The following is a 12,304-nucleotide window of genomic DNA, read 5'->3' as shown; positions in this document are numbered from 1 at the left end:
CAAAGACTTAAAGACAATTATAGATAGTAATTTATGGGCGGCTATGGCAAAGAAAGAACTACCCCTAGCAATTGGGATCATTGCGGTAGTCATGATCGGGATGCTGTATCTGACAGCTCCAAGGGAACTAACCGTCAAAGGATATCTAAGTGGGCCTGTGGAGTTTGGCAACTGGACAACAGTATTGCTCTATTACGGGGAAGAAGATCTGGCCCATGTCAGCACTCTGGCAGAGATGAACGGACATATCCGAATCTCAATCTCCCATTCGGGAGATACAGCCATAACTTCCATCAAAGTGACCATCAAGAGTCCCGGAGACGGAACAGTGTATTTCCTTTTCCCAAGGGGTGGTCCTTGGAAGAGCATTAGGATGGAAAAGCAGTTTGAAGACTACCTCACGATCAACGTGGTGGAACTCAGCGATCTAGGCATTCTAGGAAAAGGAACAATTACACTTGAATATTCAATCGCACCAATTTGTGACTTCACCCATCCAGTTGAAGTTAGCGTAGAAATTCATCTAAGAAATGGACTACAGAGATATTCTGGAAAGGTACATTTCGTCTACAACTTCTGCTCCCAGGCCAACTAACGTTTATAAATCTCCAACCCAAAGCGAGTTCAGGGAGAGAACATGGTAAGCAAGTTACTTGCATTGGAGGCCTATCCAAAACTGCGAGACCTAGACTTCCGCATACTCAGAGGGGTAGAGCTCAATATGCGTCACCACAAGTGGGTCCCTCTGGAGGACATAGCACGCTTTGCGAGGGTTGACATTGAAACAGCCTCGTTCCGCCTCGGAAAGCTCGACGACTGGTCGCTTGTCAAGAGGAGAAGTGACATCGGCTACATCGGTTACCAGCTGACGATACACGGCTATGATGTTTTAGCCATAAGGGCACTGGCGAAAAAAGGCGTTGTAGAAGCGATAAGCACGGCACAGATAGGCGTTGGCAAAGACGCGGATGTTTACATTGGCATAACATCAGGTGGAGAGAAAGTTGCCGTCAAGTTCAACCGCATAGGCGGGAGAACGAGCTCCAGAAAAGCTGGCTACCACGGAGTAGTCTTTCAGGATAAGCACCATACGAGCTGGCTCTACGTTTCGAGGTTGATAGCCAAGAAGGAATATGAGGCACTGACTCTGCTCAGCCCTATAGCCAGAGTTCCTAAGCCAATAGCCTGGAACAGGCATGTTGTGGTGATGGAGTTCGTGGAAGGAACTGAATTAGCGGAGCTCCGTGACACAGATTTAACCCGAGAGGAAGCGGAGTGTATACTTGACCGCGTTCTCGAGGAATACCTCAAGATAGTGCGCTTTGGAATAGTGCACTCCGACATGAGTGAGTTCAATATCGTCTTAACAAGCAATGACGACGTTCTAATAATCGACTGGGCACAGTACCTGACGACAGCCTACCCTGAAAGCTACGAGCTTCTGAAGAGGGACATAACAGTTCTCCTTAACGCCTTCAGGCGAAGGTGGCGCATCGAGAGGAAGTTTGATAATGTGTGGCCGGCCTTTGAGGAGGCCTGGAACGAGAGTAGGGGGGAGGCAAATGGTGATTAAGTACGAGCCTCTCAACAGACGGGAGAGAATAGTGAAACTTTTTAGAGAGGCCATAGAGGCCGAGAACGTGAAGGATTTGAATACCGCCAAGAGAAAGCTTGATAAGATAATGGAGCTCGCTAAGGACGAAGAGCCAGAGTTCTACTTCGAGGCCTGCTTCAGAATGGCCGACATCTTTGTTCAGGAGGACAACTACCGTGGGGCTGTTAAGTGCGCTATCAGGGGCATATACCGAGCTCCAAGTAAGGACCTTTACAGGCTCGGCATCAAGAGATTAGGGGATCTCCTGTTTATTATGAAGAAAGAAGGCAGGCTCCGTGAACTGGCCGGGAGTATGGAAGTCACGCTTAGCCTCGTAAAGGATGACGAAGAGTTGCACCGTTTCACTCAAGCTCTGGTGAGGCTCGCGAAGGGAGAAAATGTCAAGCCAGACTTCTCGCTGAAGGAATTCAACGAAATCATAGAGGCGCTTAAAGAATAGAGTCGAGGACTCTTTTTACGTACTCTTTTTCTGGTCTTAGAGGGAAGTTGTAAGGCTCCTTTTTGGGTCTCTCATTGTAGTAGGGTCTGTTGCAACCAGGACAGCCATGGGTTGCAAAAACATCAGGAGGAACTATCTCAGCCAGCTCTTCTTTGGAAATCCCAAAGCTTATTAGCGAGCCGTTCACGTCGAACTCGAGGTCATCCAGCCCGATGATTCCTTCCTCAAGCAAGTAGTTCGCGAGCTGAATCTTTCTGTAGCGTTCGAGGCTGGGCGGTTGTGCGGTCCCAAGGTGCGTTCCCCTAATTGGAGTGAATGCAAAAAGCGAGACCTGGGCACCCATAGAATAAGCCTTTGCTATGGTTTCAACTGCCTCTCTGTCGGTCTCACCAAGACCAATTATCAGATGGACAAAAGCCTTGCCATCACCAAAAACTTCGATGATATCCTCAGTAAAACCCCACATATCGTCCCACGAGTAAAGAGAGTCCTTAATCTCTGGATAGAGTCTCTCACTAGCCACGTCAAGGCCAACGCCGATGTAGTCAACGCCAAGGGCTTTAAACTCTTCCAAGATTTCCCTATCCACTGGTGTTATGGAGACGGAAATGGGCAAGCCCAAAGGCCGGAAAAGTCCGAGGAGTTCAAGAACATCGTCCACTAGTCCTGGATGATCGACCGTCTGAAGGCAAATTCTGGCAAAGTTCCCATCGGGAAGCTTCTCCACGACCCTCTCAACCTCGAAAGCAGGCCACGTCACACGGGAAAGTCTGCTTAGATCCGCCCTGCTCTCCCTTGCCTGGGGGCAGAAGGCACAGTTGTTCCTGCAGCGGCCATCGTAATGTGTCATGAGGTAAGCGGTGGTTGGTCTGGCGAGCATCCTGGCCTTGATTAGACCCATCGCTATAGCCGTTCCATAGGAGACCCTTATCAGCACCTTCATCCCCCTGTGGAGTTTTTACCATCTTTTAAAAACCTTGGCAACTGGGCAATGAGAAGGGACAGCGCCATTATGATGGGTAGGAGTGGGAACACAGCGGTGTAGTCCTTGAGCTGGGCGACGTATCCAAGGACTATTGGCCCAGTCAGGTAGCCAAGGTCGAAGAACATCGTATAGACACTGGAACCAAAGGTTCTTATCCTTCTTGGCAGATTCGCCAGCGCCATCATCTGTAGGGATGGAACTGCCAAACCGAAGCCGGCTCCAAGTATGGCGGCGCTGGCGTAAGCCCAAGGTGGTTCGGTGTAGAGGGCCAGTAGAATATAGGCTATCAGAACACCGCTCAGGCCGACCGTTGCTACCGGCAGGGGGCCCCTCCTGTCAGCTTCCTTTCCACCGAGTACCCTCGTCAGAAGACTGGTCCCGCCCATCACGCTCGCGTAGAGGCCGAAGACGCTCGTTCCAAGGTCGATAGACTTATAGAGGGCCGGAAGGAAAGTGCTCATCCCACCGTAGGCAACCGCCATGAAAAATAGGGCGAGCGAAGCGGCCACGAAGAAGGGCTTAAGCAGAGCCCTGTACTGGGGCTTTTCGTGCCTCTCATGGTGCCTGAGTTCAACCCTGCCTTTGACCCTAGAATACGCTAAGAGAACGAAGCCTATAGCTGTTATTGAAAGTAGCACTGTGAGCAGGAAAGCCGCCTGAAAGCCAAGTAAATCTGCCACGAAGCCGCCTATGGCAGGCCCCATAAGGTTGCCAAAGGAGAACATCATCCCACGCCATCCAAGGGTCTCTCCAATCCTTCCCTCAGGGGCTAGGTCTATAGCGGATGAGAGAGAAGAGGGAAAGAACAGGGCCATCCCGAAACCATGAACGGCTCTGCCAACGGCAAAGGCCGTCAGATTGTCAGTTAGGACCGAGACAACGTAGAGACCACCCGCAAGGGCGCCGAAGAAAGAGCCAAGAGCCATCATCTGAAAACGCAGACCCCTGTCACCGAGGACTCCCCCCAGGGGCTTGGATACCAACGCCACTATTGAGGCTATCGCCGCAATCATTCCGACGACGAACGGATCAGCACCGAGGGTCATAGCTAGGGGGGAGATTAGAGGATTGACTACCGCCATTCCAAGGAAGAAGAAAAACGTTGAAGCGTGGAGGAACCAGATGTCCCACTTTCCCATTCAGACACCTGCGTGAGGCTCTTCCATTCCTTCTTTCATGAAAGCGTAGCTCATGTGTTTGGTGTTCTTGGCGAAGCCAATGTTTCCGCGGGAATCAACCATTATGATACCCATGGTATCGGGGCCAAAGTACCTTGTGGCAAGGCTTATCGCGGCCTCGCTGGCAGCTTGAGCATCCATTCCCAAGCGGACGAAGTCGGTCGCGCTCTTGGCCAGAACCAGCTTTATAGCGACCTCGCCGAGGCCAGTACAGGAAGCCCCGGCAACTTCGTTGGCGTAGGTTCCGCCTCCGATTATCGGTGTATCACCAACGCGGCCGAACATCTTGAGGAAAACGCCGCCGGTTGATGTACCAGCCACAACCTCCTCGCCGTCGAAGGCAACCGCACCAACCGTGCTCCTCAGGACTTCGGGATACTCCTTAATCAGCTCACTCAGCTTCTTCCAGTGCTTCACTTCCCCAGTCTCAAGGAGCTTCTTCCTGAGCTCTTCCCACTGCTTGAGTCTCTCCTCTGTCCTCGGGTCGTACTCTTCAAAGCCCATCAACCGGGCGAACTTAACAGCACCCTCTCCGCTGAGGAGAACGTGATCGGTCTTCTCCATTACCTTCCTCGCAACGCTTATGGGGTTCTTAACGCCCCATATCCCAGCAACTGCACCGGCTTCAAGGGTTTTGCCGCGCATTATTGCCGCGTCCATCTCGACCTTGCCGTCGAGAGTCAGGACGGAACCAGTTCCGGCGTTGAAGATAGGGTTATCCTCAAGGGCTTTGAGGGCCTCCTCAACGGCATCCAAAGCCGAACCCCTCTTTAGCTCGCGCCAGCCGGCAAGAACAGCCTCTCTAACACCTTCAATAACCTTTGGAATACGTTCCTCCTTCCTTATGGTACCAGCACCACCGTGAACTATTATCGCAACCATGAGAATCACCGTAGGCAATGAATCTCGAAGGGTTAAAAGAGTTGTGGAAACGAAAAGATTAGAACTTCAGCTCAGCGCCATGTTGATTATAGTTTCACCTATGTTCTCCAGATACTCTAGAATCCTGCGGTAGCTCTCGAGGGCTATTGAGCTACGGTAGTCAATGGAGCGTATTTCCTCCTTGAGCTCGAGCATCAACCTGTCTATTTTACCTAGATCACGCTCCTCTATCTGTGCCATCATCTGACTGAACTTTTCTTTGAGGTACGGGACGTTTATCTCGCTCGGGTTCTCGGCTATGCGCGTTATGTGGTCACCGATGCGCTCGATGTTCCTGACTATGAACAGTATGCCAAGAAGATCGAATGTCCTCCTGATTATGCCACTCTCCTCTGTGACGCCTCTTTTGGTTAGGAGCCTGTTGACTGCACGAATTATGAGGAAGTAGAATCTGTCGAGCTCATTTTCGAGGTCATTAATGTCACGGAGTATTTCTTCCTCCCCGGGCGCGGCTATAAGCATCTCGAGATCACCGAGCATAGATATTATCAGTGAGCGTATCCTGTTGAGAAGCTCCGCAAGATTGACCTCTTCCTCATCAAGAAGGCTCTTGGCAACCATTCGCTGAGGCTCGTCGAGAATTATCTCAACACCAGGAAGGCTCTGGAGAACCTTGCGTATCTTGACCTTATATATTGGCATCTCCTCAGCGAGATGTATCTCGAGAACGTCATAGCCCTGAATGTACGCCGAGATGACAAGCCTCACTGCCATGTCTGGTGAGTACTCGCGCGAAATCTTGAGAATCTTTCTCTCACTTACCTCTCTCGGCTCCTTTGGAAAAATCGTTATGCTTCCGTCGGGATTTATAGCGAGAGGAACGACGTCGCCCTGCTTCAGGTTGTGCTCCGTAACCCATTTCTTGGGTAGAGAAATTATGTAGGAGCTCCTGCCGGTAAATTGAATCTTCCTGAACTCCATAGATATCACCGCCGATATATAGCTAACCTGGCATGTATAAAAAGCTTCAGTTCGACAATCTTATAAACGCTAAGATTTAGATTGCAAACATGCTTGGAGAGTACACCAAGGACGCCAAGGTGCTCATACTCGCGAATGCCGCTGGACAGCTCTTCCTCCAGTTCTCGATATTCATAATGCCGTTTTACCTGACCGCCCTCGGCTACGACATGGCCCAAATGGGAACGTTCTTTTCAATTCAGACTCTCGTTGGGGGCCTCTTCTTCCTCATAGCGGGCCAGATTTCGTTAAGGATGGGATACAAGAAAACCCTCATACTAAGCGCTCTCTTAGGACTGGCTGGAAGACTCCTGCAGGTGCTCGCAATTAACGATTACGTCCTTGCTCTCGGCTTCTTCCTGGTGGGCGCAAATATGGGGCTCAGACAGCCCAACTTCTCAGCACTCCTCAGTGAAGAGGTAAAGGAGGAGCAGAGGCACCATGCCTTCTCGATAAGCTTTGGACTTGGGACACTGTTCAACGCCCTTGGAGTCCTCATAGCGGGCTTTGCCCCGGAGTTCTTCATAGACCTTGGACTGACAGAGAGCCTAGCCTACAGGCTTGTCGTTTCGCTCGCGCTCCTTCAGTTCGTCCTGGTTATCCCTGCGCTCCTCATAATCAGCGACGTCCCAGTTAAGAACCCGAAGATAGACTGGAACCGTGAGCTGATAATCAAGATACTCAAATTCTCCCTGCCGAGCGCACTAATAGGCCTCGGCGCGGGGATAACAATACCATACATGAGCCTTTACTTCAAGCTCCAGTTCGGACAAACGCTCGCCGCGATAAGCGGCATCTTCTTCTTTCAGCAGCTCGCTATGGGCCTCGGCTCCTTCGGGCTGCCAAGGCTGGTCGAGAGGATAGGACCTGTTAAGGTCATAACGTCCTTCCAAAGCTTTGCAGCCTTTCTCTTCCTGATATTCCCATCGATAGAGACGTTTTTGCTGGCGGCGGCGCTCTACATACTCCGCTCCATACTCATGAACATAGTCTGGCCCATAAACGACTCCTTCATGATGGGCTTCTTCAGTACCGAGGAAAAGGCAACCGCAGCTGGAATAAGAAGGGCCTTCTCAACCTTCATGCGTGGCGCTGGAAACTATATAGGCGGCCTCCTCTTTGGCATGTCTCTGAGCTATCCATTTTACACAACGGCATTCCTCTACATAGTAGCGACGGTGATTTTCTATGCATTTTTCATAAAACACAATAAGTGAAAATCAGCGGGCAAGCTCGATGCCCCTTTCCAGGGCTTTGAAGTTTACCTCCCAGAGCTTTTCGCGGAGGGTGGCCTTTATACCTCCGTAGATGCTCTCCTTCTTGAGGGGAATCAGCCCTTTGCCGTAGGCGTAGCCGAGCATGAGGACGCCCAGCGTTTTTGGGTTTATTTTGTCGGCTTCCTCCTGGAAGTTGAGCATGTCAACGGAGCAGATCCTACCGATGGCATCCTTAATTTCATCGAGCTCAGGGTACTTCTCCTTGCCAACGAGGGTCGTTGCCGTATGGATGAGATAGGCGTTGATTATCGCATAACTGCTCTTCCCAAGGAAACGGGCGTTCCTAAGGGCTTCTGCAGGCTCGAGGGCGAGCATAAGGTTCGCTTTTCCCTCCTCGATGAGCGGGGAGTAGACTTCTTCGCCGAAGCGGAGGTAGCTGAGAACGCTCCCGTACCTCTGGCTCATTCCAAGAGTTTCACCGATTCTAACGTTGTATCCTTCGGCCATGGCAGCGTTCCCGACTATGCGCGAGAGGGTCAAACCACCCTGACCACCGACTCCAGTGATTATGAGGTTGAACTCCATGAGCACCACCGGAAAGCATTAGAGAATAAGAAATAAAAAGGTGTTGTCAAAGAAATTCGACAAGCAAACCTCCCCCGTCGAAAAAGTTGAGCCAGAAAGTCATCATGCATGCCAAAAGAATAAAGAATCAGGCCTCCATGCGGAGGCGCTTGATGACGAACTCCCTGTTCATTGAAGCGAGGAACGGTGCCAGTCTTGGACCCCTGTCTTTACCAATGAAGAGATTGTAGAGCACCTTGAACCATTCTTTGCTCGGAATGCTGCGCTTCTTGGCCGCGTCGAAGATAATATTGTTGAGCTCATCGACGGTGAAGCTTTCGTTGGCCTCGAGCCAGTTGGCCACCTCCTCAATAGCATCCTTTATCTCAGGCGTAAGCTCAACCTTCGGCGGCTTTTCTAGGATACTGAACTTAACGTTGTCTGGCGCGTACTTCTCGATCCAGTTCTTGGCCAATTCAATGCGGAGCCTTATCCTCTCGATGTCCTCCTCGCTCAGCTCCCTGGGTATGTGTCCCTGCTCCTTGAGGACTTCAATTATGCCGTCCTCGTCGAGGTGAGGCATCTGAACGAGTGTAACCAGGAACCTGAAAGGTGCCTGAGCGATGAGTCTCTCCGGAACCTTCGGCATCGAGAGCTCATAGGTTCTCTTGAGCTCCTCTTCCTCCTCGGAGTTCTTTGCGTGCTCAAGGCCAAAGTATATCCTCTCGACCTTATCGAACTCATCATAGAGGTTGAGCAGACCGAGGCCGAGGTCTATCTTAAGCTCCTTGTTGGGCCTGTGCTTGGCGTAGATGAAGCGAATTATACCGGGCTCAAGAACCTCGTAGAGGTCGCTGAGGAGGATCACGTTACCCTTGCTTCCGCTCATCTTGCCCTTCTCTCCCTTTATGCCGACGAACTCGTACATGAGCGTTAGCGGAGCGGGCTTTCCGAAGACCTTCTCCACTATCTCGCTGCCAGTATCGTAGGAACTGCCGGCGGCGAGGTGGTCCTTGCCAGCGGGCTCGAAGTCCACACTGAAGTGTGCCCAGCGCATCGGCCAGTCAACACGCCAGCGGAGCTTGACGTTGCCCTCGCGGATGTCTGTTTCTCCCTCGCTTCCGCAGTGGGGACACTTATAGGCTACCTTCCACTCGCCGTCCCAGGAAACGAACTCAGCCTCCTTTCTGCACTTGGGACAGTAAACCATGACAGGCTGCCAGCTCTCTTCGAGAGGCGGCTGCTTGGCCCTCTCGCGGTACTTGTCGAGGATTGCCTTTATCTCGTTGCGCTTCTCCAGGGCAAGCCTGATGTCCTCTGCATACTCTCCCGACTTGTAGAGCTCGCTCGCGTAGAGGAAGTCAGCCTCGATGCCAAGCTTGGCAACTTCTTTCTCGAAGAGGCTCATAAAGTGCTCGGCATAGCTATTGTGGCAGCCCCAGGGATCTGGAACCTCACGGACAGGCATGGTGAGGTATTCCTTCCACTCGCTCGGAACGTTCTTGGGAACCTTCCTAAAGCGGTCGTAGTCGTCCCACATGTGAATGTGGCGAACCTTCTTTCCCCTGTCCCTGAGGGCATGACCGACAATATATGCAGTGAAAAACTCCCTGAAGTTGCCTATGTGAACGTAACCACTCGGGGTTATGCCGCTCTCTACCACGTACTCTTCCTTGTCTCCCATTTCCTGGATGATTTTCTTAGCCATGTAGTCAGCCCAGTGCACCATTTTCTTCACCCGAGGTAGCTTGGTGGAGGGGCTTTTAAGTTTAAGCTCACCAGCCAATAACAACTAAAAGAAGGAAAAATTTATAAGCATTGATAGTAAACAACTCAAGAGCGTAAAAAAGAAGGAGGTCTTCGAATGGAGTTAGAGCTCGAGAGGATGCAGGTATTCTTTCCGGCGTCGCTGGAGATACAGGAGGAGCTCCTTAAGGCGGGATTTAAGGTACCCTACGACAAGGAAACCGGGAGAAAAACACCGGTCCCCGTTGTTGTCAGCTCAAGAGAGGTAAGAAAGCTTAGGAGGGACAGGCTGCTCAAAGCTAGTGACTTCGAAGAGGATGGTAAATTCGCATTTGTGCCCGGGAGAAGGGCACTGGTCGATGTTGAGGCAACAGACAGGGGATTCCTAATACTGAAGCCGAAAGCCATAGAATACCATCTGGAGGACATGAACTTTGTCTCAATACCTCCTAGAGTATGGGGAACATGGGCAAGCTTTTCTCTTCCATTCTCAGCCTATGAGGCGCTTATGGATTTCCTGGAGGAGTTCAGGGGTGAGGAGCCGAAGGGATTCTACTTGGCATCAAAGAGTTCGGGGAGGCGAATAGAGGTCTACGCGTACAAAGGCAGGAGCAGGAAGGATTTAGGCATACCCGTCTTCGGCTACGCGCTCGGCCTCCATGGGCTAACTTTAGTCGAAGAATACCTCAAAGAAAAAGCCGAGGAGAACGACATCCCGGGGGAGAGACTGCGCTATCTGAAGCTCGGCCTCAGGAAAAGGAAGGAAACAAAAGCCGGACTAAAGGTTGGAATAGTCTGGGAGGATGGGAAGCCTGTAGAGATAACGATGAAGCTCTCCACGACTGCACCCAGAGTCCGGATTCAGGGACTCTACGGCGAGCTGGTGGGAAAATCAAGGGGAGAGCTCGTTAAAACCGATGAGTGGTACTTTGTGGTACACGCCAGCGACCTTTACTGGGGTCTCAGGAGAGTCCGGTCGGCTTTCGGCAGCTAGCTAAAAACACTAAGGCATTGAGCGAAAAGCATATTAACATTCTTTCATTTTTAACTTCAGGTGGAATCAAATGGCCTCATGGCCCATCTACACAATAATCGCCGCGACGTTTATAATTGCCGCTATATGGCTAACAAGGCATCTCGGAGAAGACTACGCATGGATCAACAGAAAAATCATCCACTTCAGCATTGTTCCAGCGGTTCTAATGTACTATCAAGGCTTGATCCCAAAGGAGGTCTTCAGTGCTGCAGCCTTTATCTTCGGCGCCTTTCAGCTTTGGCCGCACCTGAAGAACAGCGAGTTTTCGTGGTATCAGATCAAGCACAACTACGGAGAGGTCTTCTTTGCATTCTCCGCTTCAGCTGTTGCGTTTTTCCTGCCTAGAGAGTACGCAACGGCACTGCTTTTGACTATGGCAGTAAGCGACGGAGTTACAGGAATCATCAGGCATCACTATTTCAAACGGCATGGTTTCAACGTCAAGCTCAAGAAGCACTGGACCGGAAGCCTTGGCTACGTAGTAACTGCCACGATAATAGCCTTCGCACTGCTCGATGCCACAACAATAATGAAAATAGCATGGGCAGGAATTCTGATGCTTGCAGAGTACCAGCCCTACTTGGATGACAACTTGGCCGTTCCACTCGTGGGAAGCGCCCTCTTTTGGGCGTTTTAGCTCGCCCATCTGACCTTCAGACTGTCCTTCTTCACCTTTTTGAACTCTTGAACGAGGGCTTTTCCGGTTTTCTCCATGAAGCCGTCGATGTCCTCGATGCCGAGCTCCTTAAGGCCAATGGCCTCGACGCCCTCGGGAATTCCCTTTGCCTCGACGTTAATGCCTATGTGAACCTTGATGCTGACAGGTGAAACGGTCGCTATTGATATGCTGAGTTTCCTCCCGTTAACGTAGATGTCGTCGCCCTTCCTGATGGTTTTGATACCGTAATCACCAAGAACTTCACAGAGTTTGGCTATGAAAAGCTTCTGAAGGGCCGAGGCAAGCAGGACATTGGGAAAGTCGAAGACCTCGATGATGTAGTGCACCATATCGTCGCTCTTTATCTCCTTGTTCTGCCTCAGATCCTCGATGTCAATCATCTCTTCCACTTTCACATCACACTTACCGCGGAAGACGACGAGTGAGTTGCCAAGTATTCCAAAGTTCCTGTAAGTCCAGTGGCTCTGGATTGCAGAACCGTCGTAGTCAATACGCTTGTCCTTAACTATGAGCAGCTCCATCACAAACCCTCCAGCAGTTTTTTCAGCTCGTCTAAACCTTTAACGTCCACCCACATATGGATGAAATTAACGTTATGAATCTTTAAAAAGACTTTATCGACATGGAGCGTTCTGTCATCTACGTAGATTACTTCCTCGATTTCGTGGCCCAATCGATTGGAGCTCTTCGATTGTGCGAAGTATCATGTCGGCCTTGTTCGGATGTCCCTCGATTTTAGGGAAGAGGAAGTAGTCCCACAATCCAAAACCCTCGAGAATTGGCCTAACCTTCTCTTCAAGATTCCAGCTAGCTATGCTGAGTATAAAGCGGTCGCTCGCCCACTCAATGAACTCGCGAACTCCTGGAAACAGACGGAGCTCTTCACCGTGGCATCTACGAGGTAATCGTCGTAAAATTCATAGGGTGGAGTAAGGAGTGATGC

Annotated in this window: 13 protein-coding genes; 6 read left to right on the top strand and 7 right to left on the bottom strand. The window is 50.9% G+C overall.

All coding sequences use genetic code 11. From position 1 onward, the window contains the following. Positions 1-43: 43 nt before the first annotated feature. Genes E3E32_RS09090 through E3E32_RS09080 form a run of 3 tightly spaced genes read left to right on the top strand, consistent with a single transcriptional unit; the run spans position 44 to position 2,054 of the window. Positions 44-595, top strand: a complete 552-nt coding sequence (locus E3E32_RS09090; protein ID WP_167731432.1) for a hypothetical protein — start codon at positions 44-46, stop codon at positions 593-595. Positions 596-637: 42 nt separating this feature from the next. Then, the gene (locus E3E32_RS09085) at positions 638-1,573 is read left to right on the top strand and encodes a serine/threonine-protein kinase RIO2 (protein ID WP_167731431.1); all 936 of its coding nucleotides are present in this window, start codon (positions 638-640) and stop codon (positions 1,571-1,573) included. After that, on the top strand, positions 1,563-2,054 hold the full coding sequence (locus E3E32_RS09080) for a hypothetical protein (protein WP_167731430.1): 492 nt from the start codon (positions 1,563-1,565) through the stop codon (positions 2,052-2,054). The genes E3E32_RS09085 and E3E32_RS09080 overlap by 11 nt, the downstream gene beginning before the upstream one ends. Here E3E32_RS09080 and E3E32_RS09075 read toward each other — a convergent pair. The 4 genes from E3E32_RS09075 to E3E32_RS09060 form a co-directional block, all read right to left on the bottom strand. Beyond that, positions 2,044-2,991: a radical SAM protein gene (locus E3E32_RS09075; protein ID WP_167731632.1), complete on the bottom strand. Its 948-nt coding sequence runs from the start codon at positions 2,989-2,991 to the stop codon at positions 2,044-2,046. The two genes, E3E32_RS09080 and E3E32_RS09075, sit on opposite strands and share 11 nt — an antisense overlap. 2 nt (positions 2,992-2,993) lie before the next feature. Next, positions 2,994-4,178, bottom strand: a complete 1,185-nt coding sequence (locus E3E32_RS09070) for an MFS transporter (RefSeq protein WP_167731429.1) — start codon at positions 4,176-4,178, stop codon at positions 2,994-2,996. Beyond that, the gene (locus E3E32_RS09065; RefSeq protein ID WP_167731631.1) at positions 4,179-5,099 is read right to left on the bottom strand and encodes an isoaspartyl peptidase/L-asparaginase family protein; all 921 of its coding nucleotides are present in this window, start codon (positions 5,097-5,099) and stop codon (positions 4,179-4,181) included. Between the two features lie 66 nt (positions 5,100-5,165). Beyond that, positions 5,166-6,080: a phosphate uptake regulator PhoU gene (locus E3E32_RS09060; protein ID WP_012572355.1), complete on the bottom strand. Its 915-nt coding sequence runs from the start codon at positions 6,078-6,080 to the stop codon at positions 5,166-5,168. Between the two features lie 89 nt (positions 6,081-6,169). Here E3E32_RS09060 and E3E32_RS09055 point away from each other — a divergent pair, with 89 nt between their 5' ends. Then, entirely contained in the window at positions 6,170-7,336 is a 1,167-nt protein-coding gene (locus E3E32_RS09055; RefSeq protein ID WP_167731428.1) for an MFS transporter, read from the top strand. Between the two features lie 3 nt (positions 7,337-7,339). On the opposite strand, the gene E3E32_RS09050 is transcribed toward E3E32_RS09055, so the two are convergent. Together E3E32_RS09050 and lysS are read right to left on the bottom strand one after the other, a co-directional pair. Further along, positions 7,340-7,921, bottom strand: coding sequence for an indolepyruvate oxidoreductase subunit beta (locus tag E3E32_RS09050; RefSeq protein WP_167731630.1), 582 nt, complete (start codon positions 7,919-7,921; stop codon positions 7,340-7,342). A 127-nt stretch (positions 7,922-8,048) separates the two neighbouring features. Further along, positions 8,049-9,629: a lysine--tRNA ligase gene (lysS, locus tag E3E32_RS09045; RefSeq protein ID WP_167731629.1), complete on the bottom strand. Its 1,581-nt coding sequence runs from the start codon at positions 9,627-9,629 to the stop codon at positions 8,049-8,051. A 135-nt stretch (positions 9,630-9,764) separates the two neighbouring features. Here lysS and E3E32_RS09040 point away from each other — a divergent pair, with 135 nt between their 5' ends. Together E3E32_RS09040 and E3E32_RS09035 are read left to right on the top strand one after the other, a co-directional pair. After that, positions 9,765-10,640 (top strand): PhoI, encoded by an 876-nt coding sequence (locus E3E32_RS09040; protein ID WP_167731427.1) that lies wholly within the window; start codon positions 9,765-9,767, stop codon positions 10,638-10,640. 70 nt (positions 10,641-10,710) lie between these two features. Next, entirely contained in the window at positions 10,711-11,319 is a 609-nt protein-coding gene (locus tag E3E32_RS09035) for a hypothetical protein (protein ID WP_167731426.1), read from the top strand. On the opposite strand, the gene E3E32_RS09030 is transcribed toward E3E32_RS09035, so the two are convergent. After that, positions 11,316-11,882, bottom strand: a complete 567-nt coding sequence (locus E3E32_RS09030) for a DUF366 family protein (protein WP_167731425.1) — start codon at positions 11,880-11,882, stop codon at positions 11,316-11,318. The genes E3E32_RS09035 and E3E32_RS09030 overlap by 4 nt on opposite strands. Positions 11,883-12,304: the final 422 nt, after the last annotated feature.

The sequence above is a fragment of the Thermococcus sp. GR6 genome (assembly GCF_012027415.1).
Classification (GTDB): Archaea; Methanobacteriota_B; Thermococci; order Thermococcales; family Thermococcaceae; genus Thermococcus; species Thermococcus onnurineus.
Note: the sequence above shows the minus strand (reverse complement) of the source record. Positions and strands in the feature narration are given on the sequence as shown.

Coding starts and splice junctions, on each gene's coding strand:
- lysS (WP_167731629.1), bottom strand. CDS start 9,629: ATGGTGCACTGGGCTGACTACATGGCTAAGAAAATCATCCAGGAAATG.
- E3E32_RS09035 (WP_167731426.1), top strand. CDS start 10,711: ATGGCCTCATGGCCCATCTACACAATAATCGCCGCGACGTTTATAATT.
- E3E32_RS09065 (WP_167731631.1), bottom strand. CDS start 5,099: ATGGTTGCGATAATAGTTCACGGTGGTGCTGGTACCATAAGGAAGGAG.
- E3E32_RS09055 (WP_167731428.1), top strand. CDS start 6,170: ATGCTTGGAGAGTACACCAAGGACGCCAAGGTGCTCATACTCGCGAAT.
- E3E32_RS09040 (WP_167731427.1), top strand. CDS start 9,765: ATGGAGTTAGAGCTCGAGAGGATGCAGGTATTCTTTCCGGCGTCGCTG.
- E3E32_RS09080 (WP_167731430.1), top strand. CDS start 1,563: ATGGTGATTAAGTACGAGCCTCTCAACAGACGGGAGAGAATAGTGAAA.
- E3E32_RS09050 (WP_167731630.1), bottom strand. CDS start 7,921: ATGGAGTTCAACCTCATAATCACTGGAGTCGGTGGTCAGGGTGGTTTG.
- E3E32_RS09090 (WP_167731432.1), top strand. CDS start 44: ATGGCAAAGAAAGAACTACCCCTAGCAATTGGGATCATTGCGGTAGTC.
- E3E32_RS09085 (WP_167731431.1), top strand. CDS start 638: ATGGTAAGCAAGTTACTTGCATTGGAGGCCTATCCAAAACTGCGAGAC.
- E3E32_RS09030 (WP_167731425.1), bottom strand. CDS start 11,882: ATGGAGCTGCTCATAGTTAAGGACAAGCGTATTGACTACGACGGTTCT.
- E3E32_RS09070 (WP_167731429.1), bottom strand. CDS start 4,178: ATGGGAAAGTGGGACATCTGGTTCCTCCACGCTTCAACGTTTTTCTTC.
- E3E32_RS09060 (WP_012572355.1), bottom strand. CDS start 6,080: ATGGAGTTCAGGAAGATTCAATTTACCGGCAGGAGCTCCTACATAATT.